Source organism: Psychroserpens sp. Hel_I_66, assembly GCF_000799465.1.
GTDB lineage: Bacteria > Bacteroidota > Bacteroidia > Flavobacteriales > Flavobacteriaceae > Psychroserpens.
In genome coordinates, this window is the sequence record NZ_JUGU01000001.1 from 2,496,025 (window position 1) to 2,515,918 (window position 19,894).

The 19,894-nt window shown below is 35.2% G+C and carries 14 protein-coding genes and 1 tRNA gene; 4 read left to right on the top strand and 11 right to left on the bottom strand.

Annotated elements, in window-relative coordinates; genetic code table 11:
* Positions 1–44: 44 nt before the first annotated feature.
* The 5 genes from GQ40_RS11185 to GQ40_RS11205 form a co-directional block, all read right to left on the bottom strand.
* Complete coding sequence (locus GQ40_RS11185) at positions 45–626, bottom strand: c-type cytochrome (protein ID WP_047548219.1); 582 nt, start codon at positions 624–626, stop codon at positions 45–47.
* A gap of 9 nt (positions 627–635) precedes the next feature.
* Positions 636–1,166: a DUF3341 domain-containing protein gene (locus GQ40_RS11190; RefSeq protein WP_047548220.1), complete on the bottom strand. Its 531-nt coding sequence runs from the start codon at positions 1,164–1,166 to the stop codon at positions 636–638.
* A gap of 9 nt (positions 1,167–1,175) precedes the next feature.
* Positions 1,176–2,906, bottom strand: a complete 1,731-nt coding sequence (nrfD, locus tag GQ40_RS11195) for an NrfD/PsrC family molybdoenzyme membrane anchor subunit (protein WP_081990204.1) — start codon at positions 2,904–2,906, stop codon at positions 1,176–1,178.
* Positions 2,907–2,935: 29 nt separating this feature from the next.
* Positions 2,936–6,202 carry a TAT-variant-translocated molybdopterin oxidoreductase gene (locus GQ40_RS11200; protein ID WP_047548222.1) on the bottom strand — a complete coding sequence of 1,089 codons (3,267 nt, stop codon included), beginning with the start codon at positions 6,200–6,202 and terminating at the stop codon, positions 2,936–2,938.
* 87 nt (positions 6,203–6,289) lie between these two features.
* Positions 6,290–7,588 (bottom strand): c-type cytochrome, encoded by a 1,299-nt coding sequence (locus GQ40_RS11205; RefSeq protein ID WP_047551875.1) that lies wholly within the window; start codon positions 7,586–7,588, stop codon positions 6,290–6,292.
* Between the two features lie 242 nt (positions 7,589–7,830).
* Here GQ40_RS11205 and GQ40_RS11210 point away from each other — a divergent pair, with 242 nt between their 5' ends.
* Positions 7,831–8,211 (top strand): SPOR domain-containing protein, encoded by a 381-nt coding sequence (locus GQ40_RS11210; RefSeq protein ID WP_047548224.1) that lies wholly within the window; start codon positions 7,831–7,833, stop codon positions 8,209–8,211.
* Between the two features lie 95 nt (positions 8,212–8,306).
* Here the strand turns inward: GQ40_RS11210 and infB are convergent, their stop codons facing one another.
* The 3 genes from infB to rimP all read right to left on the bottom strand — a co-directional run bounded on the left by infB (position 8,307) and on the right by rimP (position 12,827).
* Entirely contained in the window at positions 8,307–11,054 is a 2,748-nt protein-coding gene (infB, locus tag GQ40_RS11215) for a translation initiation factor IF-2 (RefSeq protein ID WP_047548226.1), read from the bottom strand.
* 66 nt (positions 11,055–11,120) lie between these two features.
* Complete coding sequence (nusA, locus tag GQ40_RS11220; RefSeq protein WP_047548228.1) at positions 11,121–12,353, bottom strand: transcription termination factor NusA; 1,233 nt, start codon at positions 12,351–12,353, stop codon at positions 11,121–11,123.
* 9 nt (positions 12,354–12,362) lie between these two features.
* A complete protein-coding gene (gene rimP / locus GQ40_RS11225) occupies positions 12,363–12,827 on the bottom strand; it encodes a ribosome assembly cofactor RimP (RefSeq protein ID WP_047548230.1) in 465 nt (154 codons plus the stop codon).
* 153 nt (positions 12,828–12,980) lie between these two features.
* On the opposite strand from rimP, the gene GQ40_RS11230 reads away from it, so the two are divergent.
* On the top strand, positions 12,981–13,805 hold the full coding sequence (locus GQ40_RS11230) for a universal stress protein (protein WP_047548233.1): 825 nt from the start codon (positions 12,981–12,983) through the stop codon (positions 13,803–13,805).
* Between the two features lie 181 nt (positions 13,806–13,986).
* Here GQ40_RS11230 and GQ40_RS11235 read toward each other — a convergent pair.
* Positions 13,987–14,059 (bottom strand) — tRNA-Gln (locus GQ40_RS11235).
* A gap of 150 nt (positions 14,060–14,209) precedes the next feature.
* Between GQ40_RS11235 and GQ40_RS11240 the strand changes: the two genes are divergently transcribed.
* Together GQ40_RS11240 and GQ40_RS11245 are read left to right on the top strand one after the other, a co-directional pair.
* Positions 14,210–17,569: a DUF2723 domain-containing protein gene (locus tag GQ40_RS11240; protein ID WP_047548236.1), complete on the top strand. Its 3,360-nt coding sequence runs from the start codon at positions 14,210–14,212 to the stop codon at positions 17,567–17,569.
* A 6-nt stretch (positions 17,570–17,575) separates the two neighbouring features.
* Positions 17,576–18,226: a polysaccharide deacetylase family protein gene (locus tag GQ40_RS11245; RefSeq protein WP_047548239.1), complete on the top strand. Its 651-nt coding sequence runs from the start codon at positions 17,576–17,578 to the stop codon at positions 18,224–18,226.
* On the opposite strand, the gene GQ40_RS11250 is transcribed toward GQ40_RS11245, so the two are convergent.
* Both GQ40_RS11250 and GQ40_RS11255 read right to left on the bottom strand, forming a co-directional pair.
* The gene (locus GQ40_RS11250) at positions 18,223–18,519 is read right to left on the bottom strand and encodes a thioredoxin family protein (RefSeq protein ID WP_047548241.1); all 297 of its coding nucleotides are present in this window, start codon (positions 18,517–18,519) and stop codon (positions 18,223–18,225) included. The genes GQ40_RS11245 and GQ40_RS11250 overlap by 4 nt on opposite strands.
* Before the next feature lie 54 nt (positions 18,520–18,573).
* Positions 18,574–19,800, bottom strand: coding sequence for a metallophosphoesterase (locus tag GQ40_RS11255; RefSeq protein ID WP_047548244.1), 1,227 nt, complete (start codon positions 19,798–19,800; stop codon positions 18,574–18,576).
* Positions 19,801–19,894 lie beyond the last annotated feature (94 nt).

Sequence of the window (19,894 nt, forward strand, 5' to 3'; positions counted from 1 at the left end):
ATCGATTTGAAATTTTATATTCCATTATATAATCTTTATCTGTCTTATTTTTCTAAGTCTGCTTTTAACTCTAATACATAATTCACCACTTGCCAACGCTCTTCTTCATTAAGTTGGTTCGCATATGATCCCATTGTATTTTTTCCGTAGTAAATTGTATGATAAATACTACCTGCTGTAATTGCACGACCAGCATCATCATAGCTTGGTACACCTAAAATTTTCTCGTTCTTGACTAATGTACCTTGTCCGTTGCCTTTTTTTCCGTGACATATTCCGCAATAAATATCGTATAACTGCCCACCTCTCATACTTTCAGTTTGAGTTGAATCTAATGGACTTGTCAAATTTGCTTTTGCCGATAAATAACCGTCATTAGAATTTTCATATTCAAAAGGCATATGACCTCCTCTTGGTATAGATCCTTCTGCAGGAAGTTGGGCTTCCATATTATTACTTAATATTTCTTTTCCATCAACGACAATATCTGCTTCTTGGTATGCTTCATATGGAACTGGCACATACATATTTGGCATGAACTGATAGTTTCGTCTTGTATCCTTTTTACAGGCTACAACACTTGCACATACCATTAATACAATTGCTATTTTAAATATACTTTTCATCTCTAAAGATTAATGCGCTTTATCAATTAAATTAATTTCTACAGCTCCAGTTTCTTTTAACAAATCTGTAAGCTCATTTTCATTTCCATGAACTGCGATTTCCATTAAAAAGTGGTCATCTGTTGTTCTTGGATCTGGATTTTCTGCTTTTTTAAATGGCCACATTGTACTTCTTAAGTAGAATGTGATTACCATTAAATGGGCTGCAAAAAATACAGTTAGCTCAAACATGATTGGTACAAAAGCGGGCATGTTTTCTATGTAGCTAAAACTTGGCTTACCACCAATATTTTGTGGCCAATCCTCTATCATGATGAAATTCATCATTACCACAGCAACCGTTAAACCAACACATCCATACATAAACGATGCTATTGCTATTCTTGTTGGAGCAAGTCCCATTGCCTTGTCTAGTCCGTGAACTGGAAAAGGCGTATATATTTCTTCGATGTGATGTCTTTCTGCCTTAACTTTTTTGACAGCATTCATTAAGACGTCATCATCATTATAAATAGCGTGAATTACTTTTGAAGCTTCCATGTACTATTTTTAGTTTATTAATTTTTTAGCTTGACCAGACCAATCATCACGTTCTGCTCTTCCTGGGAAAGAACCGGTAATATCATCTAACAAGTCATATTCTCTTTTTGTCATTTTACTAACTTGAGCGTAAGTAAAAATACCAATACTATTAAGTACTTCTTCCATTTTTGGACCAATACCATTAATAACTTTTAAGTCATCTGGAGTTTGAACTGTTGGATCAAAAGTACCGACACCTTTCAATAAGTTGTTTAATTTTTCAGTATTGTCTTGTAACGGTTTTTTAGCTGTTGTTTCTTCCTCAATTTTTAATACTGAAGTTCTTTCGTCTGCTCCGGTTCCTACTAAGCTTTCTCCTTTTTCTCTTATACGTTTGTAGCGTTCTCCCGAAGATTTTAGAATGGTCTTAACTTCAGCCTGAGCAATTACAGGGAATGTTCTAGCATATAATAAAAATAATACAAAGAAGAATCCAATTGTACCAATAAAGATACCGATATCTACAAATGTTGGAGAGAACATCGTCCAAGATGATGGTAAATAATCTCTATGTAATGATGTTACAATAATTACAAATCGCTCAAACCACATCCCAACGTTTACCACGATAGAGATAAAGAATGAAAACATAATACTTGTTCTTAATTTTTTGAACCACATAAATTGTGGTGAAAATACGTTACATGACATCATCATCCAATATGCCCAAGCATAAGGACCAGTTGCTCTGTTTAAGAATGCATATTGCTCATATTCAACTCCAGAATACCAAGCTATGAATAACTCTGTAATATATGCTACACCAACTATAGAACCTGTTAACATAATAACAATGTTCATTAACTCAATATGCTGAACAGTGATATAATCTTCAAGATTACATACTTTTCTCATAATGATTAAAAGTGTATTTACCATTGCAAAACCAGAGAAGATCGCTCCTGCAACAAAATAAGGCGGGAAAATGGTGGTATGCCAACCAGGAATTACAGATGTTGCGAAGTCAAAAGATACGATGGTGTGTACAGATAATACTAAGGGTGTTGCCAAACCTGCAAGTACCAAAGACACCTCTTCAAAACGTTGCCAATCTTTAGCTCGTCCAGACCATCCAAAACTTAATAACGCATATATTTTCTTCTGAAATGGCTTGATTGCACGATCACGCAACATTGCAAAATCAGGCAATAAACCAGTCCACCAGAATACTAGAGACACCGATAAATAAGTAGAAATTGCAAATACATCCCAGAGTAGTGGCGAATTAAAGTTTACCCATAATGAACCAAATTGATTCGGAATAGGTAACACCCAATATCCTAACCATGGTCGACCCATGTGAATAATTGGAAACAAACCAGCCTGAACAACTGAGAATATTGTCATTGCTTCTGCAGAACGGTTAATTGCCATTCTCCATTTTTGACGGAAAAGTAATAGTACTGCAGAAATCAATGTTCCTGCGTGACCAATACCAACCCACCAAACGAAGTTAGTAATATCCCAAGCCCAACCTACGGTCTTGTTTAATCCCCAAGTTCCAATACCTGTAGAGACTGTATAGATAATACACCCAATTCCCCAAAGGAATGCGACCAATGCAATTGAAAATACAATCCACCAAGCTTTATTTGCTTTTCCTTCAACAGGTGCTGCCACATCTACCGATACATCGTGATATGATTTTTCTCCTGTAACTAGGGGTCTTCTAATAGGTGCTTCGTAATGAGACGCCATAATCTATTATAATTGTTTCTTAATTAATTTTATGCTTCCGTTGTATTTCTCACTTTAGTCTGGTACTGCACATTTGGCTTAGTACCCACACTTTCTAATAAGTGATACATACGATCATCTTCTTTAAGTTTTGCAACTTCACTTTCTTTATCATTAATGTCACCAAACTTAATTGCTCCACTACTGCAAGCTGCAGAACATGCTGTTTGGAATTCACCATCTTTTATTTCACGTCCATCACGTTTTGCATCAAGAATTGTTTTTTGTGTCATTTGAATACACATAGAACATTTCTCCATAACTCCACGAGAACGAACTGTTACATCTGGATTTAACACCATACGACCTAAATCATCATTCATATGGTAATCGAACTCATCATTTTGAGCATATAGGAACCAGTTGAAACGACGTACTTTATATGGACAGTTGTTTGCACAATAACGTGTACCTACACAACGGTTATAAGCCATGTGGTTTTGACCTTGACGACCATGTGATGATGCTGCCACAGGGCAAACAGTCTCACAAGGTGCGTGGTTACAGTGTTGACACATTACCGGTTGGAACGCTACTTGAGGATTATCTGCTGGATGTTCTAATTCACCAAAACCTGATAATGATCCCTTATCTCCCCAAAGACCAGAAAATTCTTCTTTTTTTGTATCATCTTCAGAAAAAGTATCTTCCGAAGAATAATATCTATCGATACGTAACCAGTGCATATCACGACTACGTCTAATTTCTTCTTTACCTACAACTGGTACATTATTTTCTGCATGGCAAGCAATAACACATGCTCCACATCCTGTACAAGCATTTAAATCTATAGATAGGTTGAAATGGTGACCGATTGAGCGATCAAATTCATCCCATAAATCAACTTCTGGAGAAGTCACAGGTGTTTCCTCATGGTTTAATGATACCATTGGGATTCTGTTCCATCCATTTTTGTGATCCTGACTATCGTAAGTATTAAATATCTCTAAAGTAGTTTCTTTAATAATATCACCACGACCCATTAATGTGTTTTGCAACTGTACACATGCAAACTCATGCATTCCTGCTGCTTTTTTAATGGATACGTTTTGAGTTGTATTGAAATCTTGGTATAACGGGTAAGCGTTAACACCAGTCATCATTTCTTCTTTTAAGCCTGCTGTTCTACCATAACCTAATGACAGGCCTATAGAACCTCTAGCTTGTCCTGGCTGAATAATTACAGGCACATTTTTAACAGTCACACCATTCACTGTAACATCTGCATAGCTACCATCTAAAGCTCCTGTTGCTACATGGATATTCTCTAATCCCGCTGCTTTTGCATCTGCTGCAGATATTGTTAAATAATTATCCCAAGATGTTCTTGTAATAGGATCTGGAAATTCTTGTAACCAAGGGTTGTTAGCATCTTGACCGTCACCCATACCAACTTTAGTATAAAGCGACAATTCCATACCTTCAGACTTAGCACTAGATACTAAGTTTCTTGCTGCGGTTCCTGCACTAATCGCAGTTACAGCAGTAGACTCATTAGACCCATAAGTGGTAGATGACGATGTTGTTGTTACCAACTCATCTTTATCTTCATCTTTAATTCCAACTCCTACAGCTACGTCATGAATAACGCCTCCTAGGAATGTTCTGTCTTTTTTATCTTTTAATTCAGTTGATGTTTCCGAAGTAGTTGTAGTTGACGCTCCATTTGGTGCACTTGAAAATGCTCCAGATACGTAAACACCATCTTGCAATGCTTTATTGAACGAACCACCAGACCATCCTGATTTGATATATTCGCGGTATGTTTGATCACTTCCAGTCCACATTAATAATGCTTGTTGAAATTGACGTGTATCAAATAAAGGACGAATAGTTGGTTGCATTAAACTGAAATGCCCTTTCTTAAGTTCTACATCTCCCCAAGACTCTAAGTAATGAGGTGCTGCAGCGATATATTGAGACACTTTTGCAGTCTCGTCTGCTTTTAATGAAAAAGCGATAGATAATTCTGTTTTTTCGAGACCTTCAGCAAAATCTGAAGCATTTGGAAGTGTGTACATTGGGTTAACACCACTCATGATGATACCGCCAATGCGACCAGCTTTCATATCTGCTACTAATTTGGTTACCCCTTCATTACTACCTTGTCTCGTTAAAATAGGAGTTGAAGAATCAAAAGCCTTACTTCCGAGTTTCTCATTGATTGCTAATGCGACAGTTTGTGCATTTACATCTTGAATACCTGTAACTAAAACTCCGTTACTTCCAGCTTTATCCAATTCTGAAGCTGCTTGTTGAACAGCTGCATTAATAGATTCTGGTAAATCTGTTGACGCAGATCCACCTACTATTAAACTATATAATTTTGCTAATACTTGTTTTTGTTGACTTGGCGTTAATGGTACACGTTTATCTGCATTTGCACCAGATAAAGACATATTTGATTCAAACTGGATGTGGCGCGACATTTTTCCGTTCTTCGGAATACGTCCTTGCGCATACCCTGAATCAAATCCTCCACCTTGCCAATCACCTAAGAAATCTGCTCCTACTGAAACAATAGTCATTGCTTTAGAGAAATCGTAACTAGCCATTCCGCGAGTTCCATATTTCCCTTCAAAAGCATCTAATGTTGCAGATTCGGATACCGCATCATAAACAACGTGACGTACATTTCCGTATTTAGATTTAAATTCAGAAATCAATCTGGTTGTAGATGGACTTGCAAAGGTTTGTGTCAATAATACAATCTCCTTACCTCCATTCTTTATGTCTGTAAGTTTTTGATTTGTTTCAGAATCAAAAGTTTCCCATGAGATGACCGCATCACCCTTCATTGGGCTCTTAACTCTTAAGTTATCATATAATCCTAAAACAGAAGCGTTAACTCTTGCGTTAGCACCATTATGTGTTTTTGCTAAGTTGTTGTTTTCAATTTTGATAGGACGACCTTCACGTGTTTTAACTAAAACACTGGCAAAATCAAATCCGTTAGCAATTGTAGTTGCATAATAATTAGCAACACCAGGAATTATAGATTCTGGCTGTACAACATAAGGAATTGATTTAATCACTGGTCCTTCACAAGCTGCCAATGATGCAGCAGCAGTACTAAAACCAACATACTTTAAAAAGTCACGACGCGTCGTAGACGATGACTCAAGAGATTTTTTGTTACCTAAGAATTCATCTGTAGGAATTTCTTGAACAAATTCGTTCTGTTTTAGCGTCTCAACAATAGAGCTATTATCTTTTAGCTCTTCAACACTTTTCCAGTATTTCTTGTTTGATGACATATTATATAATTGAATTACTTCTTATTTAATTTTTTAATTTCTGTTTACGACATTTCCGATGTCGTGAAAATTACTAAAATCTTATTTTTAATAATGACACTTACCACATTCCAAACCACCCATTTGAGCAGCTGTAAGATTTTCTACACCGTATTTTTTAGATAATTCCTCATGTATTTTTGTGTAATACGCATTATCTGTAACATTTACATTTGTTTCTCTATGGCAATTTATACACCATCCCATTGTTAATGGAGCATGTTGGTACATTACTTCCATCGTTTCTACTGGACCGTGACATGTTTGACACTGCACTCCTGCAACTTCAACGTGTTGTGAGTGATTAAAATAAGCAAAATCTGGAAGATTATGTATTCTAATCCATTTTACTGGTTCAGTGTTACCTGTATATTTTTGTTCAGCTTCATCCCAACCGACCGCTTTATAAAGTTTTTTGATTTCAGCATTATAATCAACGCCATACTCATTTATACCTTCTTGCTGAGTTTCCTCTGCAACCTGATAAATAGATTTATGACAGTTCATACAGATATTCAATGATGGAATACCAGAATGCTTACTTACTCTTGCAGATGAGTGACAGTATTTACAATCAATACCATTTTCTCCAGCATGTATTCTATGTGAGTAATGAATTGGCTGCACTGGCTCATAACCTTGATCAACTCCTATTTGTGACAAGTAACCATATACAAAATAAGCACTTGCTAAAAGGAAGAAAATTACAGTAACCAAAACCAAGAATTGATTTTGAACGAAAGCTTTCCAAATTGGAAGACTTTTATCTTTTTTAACCGTTTCTATTCCTTTTTCGCCCGCGAAACGATTTAATGTTTTTCTAACTAAGATTAAAGCAATTGCTAACAATGCAAATAAAACCGCTAAAGCACCTAGGATTAATTTGTTTGAAGAACCGTCACCTTGACCAGCACCATCTGTCACTTCTCCTGGTGGAGGTGGAGGTGGATCAGCTTTAGGTTGTGCTGTATAAGCTAAAATATCTGAAATATCTTGATCTGATAATTGAGGGAACGCTGTCATGGCAGTTCCATTATACTCATTGTAAATCTGGTTAGCATAAGCATCTCCAGATTTTACCATGCCTGCACTATTTCTAATCCACTTGTTTAACCAGTTTCTATCAAGCCCTTGTTCTTCTTCTAAACGCGACTCAACATTACGAAGTGCTGGACCCGTCATCTTTCTATCTAATTGATGACAAGACGCACAATTAGTATTGAATAAAGTTTTTCCTTTTGCAGGATCACCTTCTTGGGCATTAAGTGAAGTGGAAAACGTAAGTAAAATAACCAATCCTAAGTAAGGAATCTTTGAGGCTAGTTGACGGTAAATCACCTGTATCATATTGTTAGTTGAATTATCTTCTAAACTTTGGTACGATTTTTTCATTATTGTTATTGAAAAAACGTTTTTAAAATCTCATGCAAAAATAATACTTATAGTCCATTTTAGAAATGTTACCGAAGTGTTAATTGATAATTTATATGGATTCTAAATAATAATTTATAACGAAAATAGTTATTATTTTTAAGTATTAAAACAACAGTGAAAAAAAAACGTTTTCTTTGTACAAAATTTCAATTTTTATGAAACTTAAGAACTTAAAAACAGCCCTAATTTTAATACTGATCCTTGTATCTGGAAATCAATTATTTGCTCAAGACGGAGAGGTTACTATTGATCAAGATAGCGACATCACAAAGCTTCTAGAATACAAAAAAGATGTTAAAACTGTTGATTTATACAAGATACAATTAGATTTTGGATCTAGGTCTAAGGCAGAATCACTTAAACAATCTTTTCAAAACACATTTGCAGAATGGCCTGCAGAAATGGTTTATGAAACGCCAAATTATAAAGTTTGGGTTGGTAATTTCAGTACACGCCTAGAAGCTGATATTGCTTTGTTGAAAATTAAGAAGAAATTCTCTAAAGCAATGGTTTTTGAGCCTAAAAAAGAGGATTAAAATACCGATCACATTGTAAAAGAAAAGCAACTCCTTCGAGTTGCTTTTTTTATTTTAAATAAGTTTTGAGTTTTCAAATTTCCGAAGAAAAATAATTATTTAAGCTTCTTCTTTACTTCTACTTCTTGGAACGCTTCTAAAACATCATCAACTTGGATGTCGTTGTAATTTTTAAGTTGCAGACCACAATCATAACCTTTTGACACCTCCTTGGCATCATCTTTAAATCGTTTTAATGATGATAATTCTCCTGTGTGAATTACCACACCATCCCTGATTAATCGAATACCAGAGTTTCTGTAAATTTTACCGTTTGTGACCATACATCCCGCAATGGTACCAATTTTAGATATTTTAAATGTTTCTCTAATCTCAGCGGTACCTGTAACTTCTTCTTTAAGCTCTGGTGACAACATGCCTTCCATTGCGTCTTTAAGATCGTTAATAGCATCGTAGATAATCGAGTATGTGCGGATATCAATTTCTTCGTTATCTGCAATTTGACGCGCATTACCCATTGGTCTCACGTTAAATCCTATTATAATAGCATCTGATGCTGTTGCTAACAAGACGTCACTCTCTGTAATGGCACCAACACCTTTATGGATGATGTTTACCTGTATCTCTTCCGTTGATAATTTCTGGAATGAATCTGTTAATGCTTCAACAGAACCGTCCACATCACCTTTAAGGATGATATTTAATTCTTGGAAATCACCAAGTGCAATACGACGACCTATTTCATCTAAAGTAATATGACGTTGCGTTCTAACAGACTGCTCACGTTGCAATTGCGTACGCTTTGCTGCAATTTGTTTTGCTTCACGTTCATCTTCAAAAACGTTAAATTTATCACCTGCTTGTGGCGCTCCATCAAGTCCTAAAATAGATACTGGAGTTGATGGTCCTGCAACCTTAACTTCCTTACCACGTTCATCCTGCATGGCTTTTACCTTACCACTGTTTTTACCAGCTAATACGTAATCACCAATTTTAAGGGTTCCTGCTTGAACTAAGATTGTCGATACATATCCTCGACCTTTGTCTAAGAATGCTTCTACAACAGTACCTGTTGCTTTTTTATTTGGATTTGCCTTAAGCTCTAATAATTCGGCTTCAAGCAGTACTTTTTCTAATAATTCTTTAACACCAGTACCGTTTTTTGCTGAAATATCATGCGATTGGATTTTTCCTCCCCAATCTTCAACTAAAAGATTCATTTGTGCTAAACCTTCTTTAACTTTTTCAGGGTTTGCTCCAGGCTTATCAATTTTGTTGATAGCAAATATAATTGGCACTTCAGCAGCTTGTGCGTGTGCGATTGCTTCTTTTGTTTGTGGCATGATAGAATCATCTGCTGCCACAACTATAATAGCAATATCTGTTACTTGTGCACCACGAGCACGCATGGCTGTAAAGGCCTCGTGACCTGGTGTATCAAGGAATGCGATTTTCTGTCCGCCATCTAACTGAACTCCATATGCACCAATGTGCTGTGTAATTCCACCAGACTCTCCTGCAATAACGTTTTCCTTTCTAATGTAATCTAGAAGTGACGTTTTACCGTGATCTACGTGTCCCATAACGGTAACGATTGGAGCACGTGGCTCTAAGTCTTCTTCCTTATCTATAACTTGTTCTATAGACTCTTCAATATCTGCAGTGATGAAATCTACTTTATAACCAAACTCATCTGCAACAACCGATAAGGTTTCTGCATCTAAACGTTGGTTCATAGTTACCATCATACCAAGAGACATACATGCTGAAATAATTTCGGTTACAGAAACATTCATCATCGTAGCAACCTCATTAGCAGTTACAAACTCTGTAACTTTAAGTATTTTGCTTTCTGCATCTTCTATTTGAGCATCAATTTCTGTCTGCTCTCTATGTTGATCTCTTTTCTCTCTTCTATATTTAGCTCCTTTACCTTTACTAGATTTGCCTTGTAGCTTTTCTAAGGTTTCACGAACTTGCTTTTGTACTTCTTCTGCACTAGGCTCAGCTTTTACCGTAGATGTTCTTTTGCCAGCTTGGTTTTTGCCTTTGTAACCACCTCTTTGGTTTCCGCCTCTGTTAGTTGTTCTATTGTCTGTTCCAGAGGATGGACCTTTGCTAATTCTACGTCTTTTCTTTTTATTATCGTCTGACGCTTTTTTATCTTCTTTCTTCTTAGGCTTCTTAAATTGTGAGAGATCAATTTTATCTCCAGCAATCTTTGGACCTGAAAGTTTTTTATATTGTGTTTTTAAAGTCTCCTCAGCAGGTTCTTGATTATTCTCATCTGCTGTAGCTGCTCTATCAGCTGCCTTTTCAATAGGTTTAGATTTTGTAGTATCCTCTTTTTTAGAATCCTTAACCTCTTTAGATGGTTCTGGCTCTACCTTCTTTGTCTCTGGCTCTACTTTCTTCTCTTCTTTGACTTCTGGAGCTTCCTCAACTTTTTCAATTTTTTCTACTTTTTCTGGTTCCGCTTTTGCCTCTTCAGCCTTCTTATTTAAGTCAATTTTACCAACTTGTTTGGGACCCGTAAGTTCAGCCTTGGCTTTTACGACTTCACGACTTTTGGCTTCTCTTGCAGCTTTTTCCTCTAATTCACGCTCACGTTGCTCACGTAGTTCTTCCTTTTCTTTTAGCTTTGCTTCGCTAACTTCTAAAGAAGCAACTTTTTTATTAGCATCAGTTTGAAATTCACTTGAAAGAATCCCATAAACCTCTTCTGATATTTTTGTATTAGGGCTCTTCTCTATTTCAACGCCCTTTGATTCTAAAAAATCAACAGCGCGATCTATAGAGATATTTAATTCCCTTAATACTTTATTTAATCTAGTTTGAGCCATAAATTGCTTGTAATATAACTTAAAAATCTATTCTACCAAAATAGCCTTTGACAAGGCCATAACGGATTATTCTTCGAATTCTTCTTTTAGAATTCTTATAACATCTAAAATTGTTTCTTCTTCTAAATCTGTACGCTTGACAAGATCTGTAACGTCCTGCTCCAATATACTTTTTGCAGTATCTAATCCTGCTTTACTAAATTCTGAAATGATCCATCCTTCGATTTCATCTGAGAATTCTGATAATTCTACATCTTCTTCTGCACCTTCTCTAAATACATCAATTTCATAACCGGTCAATTTACCAGCTAATCTAATATTGTGACCACCTCTACCAATAGCCTTAGACACTTCTTCTGGCTTTAATAAAACTTCTGCACGTTTATTTTCTTCATCTAACTTAATAGATGTCACTCTAGCAGGACTTAATGCCCTGGTAATGAATAACTGTATGTTATTTGTATAATTGATGACATCAATATTCTCGTTTCCTAACTCACGAACAATACCGTGAATTCTGGAACCCTTCATACCTACACATGCTCCTACAGGATCAATTCTATCATCGTATGAATCTACAGCTACCTTAGCTTTCTCACCTGGTATTCTTACCACGTGCTTAACGGTTATCAAACCGTCAAAAACTTCAGGGATTTCCTGCTCAAATAATTTCTCTAAAAATGCTGGTGCAGTTCTAGACATTATAATCGCTGGCTTGTTTCCTTTTAATTCTACACTTTCTATGATACCTCTTACATTTTCTCCTTTTCTAAAAAAGTCTGATGGTATTTGTTTTTCCTTCGGAAGAATGATCTCGTTACCATCGTCATCTAAAAGGATGATTGCTCTATGGCGAATGTGGTGGACTTCCGCAGAATAAATTTCTCCTTCTAGTTCCTTAAAGTGCTTATATATATTTGTATTGTCGTGCTCATGAATTTTAGAAATTAAATTTTGGCGTAATGCTAAAATAGAGCGACGACCTAAATCTACTAATTTCACTTCTTCTGCTACATCTTCTCCTACTTCAAAATCTGGTTCGATTTTTTGCGCCTCAGATAATGCAATTTCTTGATTAGGCTCTTCAACCTCATCATCTGCAACCACAACTCTGTTTCTCCAAATCTCTAAATCCCCTTTATCTGGGTTTATAATAATGTCAAAATTATCATCGTCGCCATATTTCTTCTTCAACGCATTTCTTAATACATCCTCTAAAATTGCCATCAACGTTACACGATCTATTAATTTATCGTCCTTAAATTCTGAAAACGAATCAATTAACGCAATATTTTCCATAATTATGAATTAAAATTTTATTACAACTTGAGCTTTTGAAATAGCATCATAAGCTATCTCTGCTTGTTTTTTCACTGTTATTTTACCTTTACCCACGGGTTTAGCCTCTCTGGTTTTCCACTCTAAAAGAACATGATCATCGTTTGCATTTACCAAAGTGCCTTCATGAACTTTATTATCTGTTGTGTTCACTTTAAGTGTTCTACCAATATTCTTTTTATACTGCCTCTTTTCAACTAAAGGGGCTGTTGCTCCAGCAGATAAAACTTCTAAAGAGAAATCCTGTTCTTCTCTATCTAAGTTATTCTCAATTGCGCGACTTATAAAAATACAGTCGTCAACCAAGACACCATTGTCGCCATCAATTATGACTTTGATTGTATTATCTGGCAACACGTCAAAGTCTATTAAAAATAGATCTTTTCTATGGTTTAACCCTTCTTCTAATAAGTTTTTTACAGTCTCTTTGAACATTTTTAGTATAAAAAGAGCGGACTTTTCGTCCGCTCATTATTCTTTTTTCTTCAAACAACGATGCAAATATACAACATTTTTATTGATTTCAACAAGTGATTAAGTCTCGTTTTTTATTCTTAAATTTATATCTATAAAACCAATTCAATACACATGAAAAAAATATTAGTTCCAACAGATTTTTCCGAAGAGGCAGAAAACGCATTAAAGGTAGCTTCTCAAATAGCAAAAAAACATGGCAGTGAGATTTATTTATTGCATATGTTAGAAATTCCCATGCAAGATATTGATGCTGTTAGCTCAAAAGCCGAAGTTCCTGAGGTCATGTTTTTTATGAGAATGGCACATCAAAAGTTTGAGGATATCATGAATAGTGATTACCTTGAAGGTATTACAGTTCACGAAATTGTAAAACCTGATGGTTCATTTAATGGTATTTCTGAAATTTGCAAAGAACATGGTATCACAATGATCACAATGGGATCTCATGGCGCGAGTGGCATTAAAGAAATGTTTATTGGATCTAACGCAGAAAAAGCGGTGCGAAACTCAGATGTACCAGTTTTGGTCATTAAGAATGACCATACAGATTTTAGTGTTGATGATATTGTTTTTGCTTCAGACTTTAAAAACGATAATAAAGAAACTTATCGCCAAGCAACAGAATTTGCTAAAGAGTTTGATGCAAAACTGCATCTTTTAATGGTGAATACTCCTAGTAGTTTTTCAACTACACAAAAAGCTAATGAAAGAATTAGTGAATTCATAAAGGATTATAATTTTAAAAATTATACTGTAAATATCTATAATGATGAATCTGTAGAAAAAGGTATTCTTAATTTTTCAAAATTTATTGATGCCGATTTAATTGGGATTAGCACTCATGGCAGACAGGGTATTGCCCACTTCTTTAACGGAAGCATAAGTGAAGACTTGGTCAATCATGCCAGAAGACCAGTTATTACTTTTAAAATATAGATTAAAATATTGAGATTATAATAAAAAGTCTTTGAGAGTTGATATGACTTTTAAGGACTTTTTTATTTTATTATTGGAATCTTAGCAAGATAAAACACACACTTAGTGGCACCTACATTGGTGCACAATGCTTTTAAAAGAAAAATCCCGACTATAAAATAGTCAGGATTTTCAGCTTTAGTTGGCCCACTAGGTTTCGAACCTAGACTCTTTGGTACCAAAAACCAACGTGTTACCAGTTACACCATAGGCCAATCTCTTAAAGAGGGTGCAAATTTAAAACAAAGTTTTATTTGTACAAACAATTTTTTAGAAAATAATTAAAAAATGGTAACGTTTACTTAAAATCACTAGTGTTTTTGATATTTATTGTTAAATTCGCTCGCATTAAATAAACTAGTTTCATGACACATTTCAACTTCAAGAAATGGAATACCATTTTAGGATGGTTTGCTTTTACCGTAGCATTAATCACGTATTCTCTTACTATAGAACCAACCGTAAGTTTTTGGGATGCTGGAGAATACATCCTTACATCTTCAAAATTACAAGTTGGTCACCCACCAGGAGCGCCTCTATTTCAAATGTTGGGCGCATTTTTTTCAATGTTTGCATTAGAACCTTCACAAATTGGAGCTATGCTTAACATGATGAGTGCAGTTTCCAGTGCATTTACTATACTTTTTATGTTTTGGACGATATCTATTTTGCTAACTAAATTAGCAAGAGTAGCTAGCCCAAAACAAGAAAACACAAACAAAATAACATACATCCCATTATCAAAACACCAAAATATCGCAATATTGGGTAGCGCCTTAGTAGGCAGTTTAGCCTTCACATTTACAGATTCGTTTTGGTTTAATGCAGTAGAGACAGAAGTTTATGCAATGGCAACACTAATAATGGCCATATTATTTTATCTCGGTTTAAGATGGGAAAATGACATGTTGAAACCTAGAGGGCATAGATGGTTAATTTTAATTGCCTTTGTTATAGGTCTCTCTTTTGGAGTTCACTTCATGGGGTTATTGACTATACCAGCCTTAGGTTTAATCTATTATTTCAAAAATTATAAAACCGTAACCGCACTTAACTTTATAATCGCCAATGTTGTTGCTGCAGCTATATTATTATTTATCTTCAAATTATTACTTCCAAATGCACTTAGACTTTTTAGTGCTTCGGAAATTTTCTTCGTCAACACCATTGGGCTTCCATTTAATTCTGGATCAATCATCGCTGGAGTCATAGTCGTTACCGCGTTCTATTTCGGATTAAAATACACAAGAGACAAAGGTTATAAAATTGCAAATACACTCACACTTTGCTTAATATTCATTTTTATCGGGTTTTCTTCATGGATCATGTTACCTATTAGAGCAAATGCTAATGTGATCATTAATGAAAACAATCCTTCAAGCGCAAGAGAGTTACTGGCATATTACAACTTAGAACAATATCCAGAAACACATTTATTTTACGGTCCATTGTTTACAGACCAATATTCTGGTTTAGATGAAAACAACCCTTACAAAGATGCCAAACCTAAATATGAAAAAGATGAAGAAAAAGGCGAATATGTAATCGTCAATGATTGGAAAAACGCCGAGCAACGCTACAACTCAAAACACGCATCTGTCTTGCCAAGAATGTGGAGTACAGAGCACGCAGAAAATTACATGATGTTCACCGGTTTGTTAGATTTTAGAATCAAACCAGAATATCAAATGGAGAATCAAGTGCGCCAGCTTGTCAACCAATTTAAAAATGAAGTAGCCCAAGGTAAAGTTGATTATGAAGATTACAATAGTTTCTTAAAACAGTTTGGAAGAGATTTTCTAATCATTGAAAAACCATCAATTGCAGACAACCTTTATTACATGCTAGATTATCAATTAGGCTACATGTATTGGAGGTATTTTATGTGGAATTTCTCTGGAAGACAAGATGATATACAAGGAAGATATGACGACTTACACGGTAACTGGATAAGTGGCATCGACCTTATAGACGAAGCACATTTAAACATGTCACAAGACAATTTACCAAGTGACGTGAAAAATAACAAAGCGAGAAACACCTATTACATGCTCCCTCTAATTTTGGGAATAATTGGCTTTTTGTTTCTATTGGGTCGCGATCCTAAACGGTTTTGGGTATTGCTGGTGTTTTTCCTATTTACAGGACTTGCCATTCAATTTTACACCAATGTAAGACCATTTGAGCCTCGTGAGAGAGACTACTCTGTCGTAGGTTCATTCTACGTATTTGCCATATGGATAGGCTTTGGTGTATATGCTATTTTTGATTTACTTCGGAAATATACCAGCTCCAAGTTCCTAGCTCCAGCAATAACAATTGTCTGTTTATTATTAGTGCCAGGAATTTTAGCTGCGGAAAACTGGGACGATCATGACAGATCAGAGAAATATACCGCACAAGCCATGGCTCGAAAATATCTAGAGTCCTGCGCTCCAAATTCCATATTATTTACAATTGGAGATAACGACAGTTTCCCACTGTGGTACCTCCAAGAAATAGAAGGAGTACGAACAGACATTAGAGTTGTAAACACAAGTTTATTTCAAACTGACTGGTATATTGATCAAATGAAGCGTAAAGCTTACGAAAGTGACCCGATACCTTCTCAACTCACACATGATCAATATAAATATGGTACACGTGATTATATTATGAAATATGAAATCACAAAAGACACTATGGACATCAAAGAGTTTATGAATTATATCTCTAACGACGATCCAAAGTACAGTCTTAAATATGCAATGCAACGTCGAGGTGAAGATCCTAATGGGTATCCACCACAATTACAAAACTCTAATTATTTACCTACCTCTTTTGTTCGCATTCCAGTTGATAAAAACAATGTTTTAGAAAGCGGAATAGTAAAACAAAAAGATGCAGATAAAATAGTACCTTATATTGATATTAATATATCTGGAGGCGCACTATACAAAAACAGATTGTTAATGCTTGATATCATTGCCAATAATGACTGGAAAAGACCTATTTATTTCACAGGTGGTGCGTTTAGCGACGACGACTATATTTGGATGAAAGACTATCTGCAATTAGATGGTTTATGCTATAAACTAGTACCTATCAAAACCTCAGTTGATAGAGCTAATCCTTTTGATATGGGACGCGTAGACACAGATCTCATGTATGAAAAAGTCATGTCTTGGGATTGGGGAAATAGTGGTAGTGATAAAATTTACCATGATGTTGAAACACGTAAAAACGGAATCACCTATAGAGGAAACTTAGCGAGGCTTTTAGAGCAATTAATTAATGAAGATAAACTTGATAAAGCTGAAAATATTGCAGATTTAGCTATGGAAAAAATGCCAGTAGATAAATTTGGTTTTTACACACTTCTTGAGCCTTATATTAGTGGCTATTACGAAATTGGAAACAAAGAGAAAGCAAGAAAACTATATACTGAAGTTTCTAGAAAATATCAAGAAAACCTAACCTATTGGAGCGAACTTTCTATTGAAAACCAAACAAGTTATTTAGATGAAATAGTTACAGATATCGAACGTTACAGAAGTTTGGTAGATATTTTAGTGATTTATAATGACAAAGATTTCGCTATTCAAGAAACAGAAAAGTTTAACAATTACCTAAAACTCTTTAAGCATTTTACTGATGAGGAAGAAGGAGAAGCAAAGCCACCAGTAAGAGAGGAAAGAGATTTCCCAAAAGATACAATAGATAAAATTTTAGGCGTTCAAGAATAAGAGACGATGAACATAGCTCCCGTTAAAACGCCTGTAGTTGCTAAAAAAATGTTTCCAAATTATGTGTGGGATATTGCAACCACAAAAAAGGAGTTGTATTTAACCTTTGATGATGGCCCTACGCCAAACATCACCAACTTTACTTTAGAAACTTTAAAGGAGTACGATGCAAAAGCTACATTTTTTTGTATTGGATCTAATGTTGAAAAACATCCTGATATTTTTAATGGTATAATCCAAGATGGACATACCATTGGTAACCACACTCAAAACCACGTTAAAGGTTGGAAGACAAAAACTAAAGATTATTTAGCTGAAGTTGAAAACACCCAAAATATAATAAAAACTTATTCTGAAAATACTCTAACTTCAACTACAAAGCTTTTTCGTCCGCCATATGGTCAAATTACTCCAAAACAAGGAAGAAAACTTATTACGTTAGGTTATAAAATTATTATGTGGGATGTGATTTCTTTTGATTGGGAGCAAGAGCTTTCCGAAGTAAAATGTTTAGAGAATGTGATTTCTAAAAGTAAGCAAGGTAGTATCATCGTTTTTCATGATAGCGTAAAAGCATCAAAAAACATGATGTATACACTTCCGAAGGTATTAGAGTTTTTTAGTAAAAAAGGTTATGTTTTTAAGTCTCTAGCTTAGAGGTATTCTTGCACAATCCCAATTAAGGTGTTGGCATCTTGCTCACCACTGTGACGCCATTTCATTTCGCCATTTTTATAAATGATAAGCGTTGGCAAACCTTTGACACGAAGTGCTTCGGCAAGTTCCTTGTTTTTATCAACGTCTATTTTAATGACTTTGGCTTTGTCTCCAAGAGCAGCAGCAACATCTCGCATTACCGGATGCATTGCGGTAGATTGTTCGTTCCATTCTGTAAAGAAATCTAACAGTACCGGAATATCTACATCTATAAGTTCCCCAAATTTTGACATACGTTTAAAGTTTTAAATCAAACATCATAATACAAATATAACATTTCCACGATATTATGCATTATTTGAACCCTTTTTAAGTGTAATTACAGTTACTTCGGGCCAAATACCCACTCGTCCCGGATAACCCAAGTAGCCAAAACCTCTATTTACATTGATATATTGACCTAGTTCTTGGTACACACCTGCCCAATATTTATAACGCCATTTTACAGGACTCCATTTGATCCAACCTGGTATTTCAATTCCAAATTGCATCCCGTGTGTGTGACCGCTTAACGTTAAGTGGTAATGGTAATCGTCATGTATGACACACTCTTCCCAATGGCTTGGGTCATGGCTCATCAAAATTTTAAAATCGTTGGGTTGAATGTTTTCTGTAGCTTTCCTTAAATCTCCCGCTTTTTTGAAACCTCCTTTTCCCCAGTTTTCTACTCCAACTATTGCTATTCGTTGTCCGTCGCGTTCTATATACCGACTTTCATTCAATAAGATGTCGTAGCCCATTGTTTTTTGTAGCTCAATTAAATCTGCTAGGTTTTGAGCTTTAGCATCTGGTGATGGCCAATCAATATAATCGCCATAATCATGATTTCCCAAAACTGAATACACCCCATCTTTGGCTTTTAATTGGCTAAAAAGGTCTGCCCATGGTAACATTTCAGATGTTTTATTGTTTACCAAATCTCCAGTAAACATGATAGCATCAGCTTTTTGTTCATTTATTAAATTGACTCCATATTCTATTTTTTCCCTATTGTCAAAACTACCAGAATGGATATCACTAATTTGAGTGATGCGGTAGCCATCAAATGCCTGCGGTAAATCTTCAAAATGAAGTACGTATTCTAAAACCCTAAATCTATACTTGCCTTTGTACATCCCATATAATAAAGATGTAAAAGGAATCGCTGCAAGACCTAATGCTATTTGACTTATAAATTTACGTCGGGAGGGTAAGTAAAATGCTTCTTTAGTGACTACTTTATCATATAATCCCAAAGCAGATCTTATAATATCTTCACCCAATAATATGGGCACGAGCACAATATTTAATGACATGAATGCCAATAAAAAACCAAAAGCATAACTCTTGGTCGGGTTGAGAACTCGTCCTTCAGCATTAATTGAAAATTGATATATAAAATTCCCAGCAACAATAATTGCAACTCCAATAAAAATGTAATGCACCCAACTTGCTTTAGTAACCGTTTTAATGGCTTGAAAACCATAAACAGTAACTAAAATATAGATTAAAACAAAAATAATCCAACGAAGCATACCTTAAAATTTTACCAAATATAAGCGATTTTAAAAAGGAACTTTGACGTTAAAAAGTATTTAACGATACCTTAAGATTTACTATCTTTTCCTT

What these genes read in the sequence shown, in the direction of transcription:
- GQ40_RS11185 (WP_047548219.1), bottom strand. Translation starts at nt 626, where the DNA reads ATGAAAAGTATATTTAAAATAGCAATTGTATTAATGGTATGTGCAAGT.
- GQ40_RS11190 (WP_047548220.1), bottom strand. Translation starts at nt 1,166, where the DNA reads ATGGAAGCTTCAAAAGTAATTCACGCTATTTATAATGATGATGACGTC.
- nrfD (WP_081990204.1), bottom strand. Translation starts at nt 2,906, where the DNA reads ATGGCGTCTCATTACGAAGCACCTATTAGAAGACCCCTAGTTACAGGA.
- GQ40_RS11200 (WP_047548222.1), bottom strand. Translation starts at nt 6,202, where the DNA reads ATGTCATCAAACAAGAAATACTGGAAAAGTGTTGAAGAGCTAAAAGAT.
- GQ40_RS11205 (WP_047551875.1), bottom strand. Translation starts at nt 7,588, where the DNA reads ATGATACAGGTGATTTACCGTCAACTAGCCTCAAAGATTCCTTACTTA.
- GQ40_RS11210 (WP_047548224.1), top strand. Translation starts at nt 7,831, where the DNA reads ATGAAACTTAAGAACTTAAAAACAGCCCTAATTTTAATACTGATCCTT.
- infB (WP_047548226.1), bottom strand. Translation starts at nt 11,054, where the DNA reads ATGGCTCAAACTAGATTAAATAAAGTATTAAGGGAATTAAATATCTCT.
- nusA (WP_047548228.1), bottom strand. Translation starts at nt 12,353, where the DNA reads ATGGAAAATATTGCGTTAATTGATTCGTTTTCAGAATTTAAGGACGAT.
- rimP (WP_047548230.1), bottom strand. Translation starts at nt 12,827, where the DNA reads ATGTTCAAAGAGACTGTAAAAAACTTATTAGAAGAAGGGTTAAACCAT.
- GQ40_RS11230 (WP_047548233.1), top strand. Translation starts at nt 12,981, where the DNA reads ATGAAAAAAATATTAGTTCCAACAGATTTTTCCGAAGAGGCAGAAAAC.
- GQ40_RS11240 (WP_047548236.1), top strand. Translation starts at nt 14,210, where the DNA reads ATGACACATTTCAACTTCAAGAAATGGAATACCATTTTAGGATGGTTT.
- GQ40_RS11245 (WP_047548239.1), top strand. Translation starts at nt 17,576, where the DNA reads ATGAACATAGCTCCCGTTAAAACGCCTGTAGTTGCTAAAAAAATGTTT.
- GQ40_RS11250 (WP_047548241.1), bottom strand. Translation starts at nt 18,519, where the DNA reads ATGTCAAAATTTGGGGAACTTATAGATGTAGATATTCCGGTACTGTTA.
- GQ40_RS11255 (WP_047548244.1), bottom strand. Translation starts at nt 19,800, where the DNA reads ATGCTTCGTTGGATTATTTTTGTTTTAATCTATATTTTAGTTACTGTT.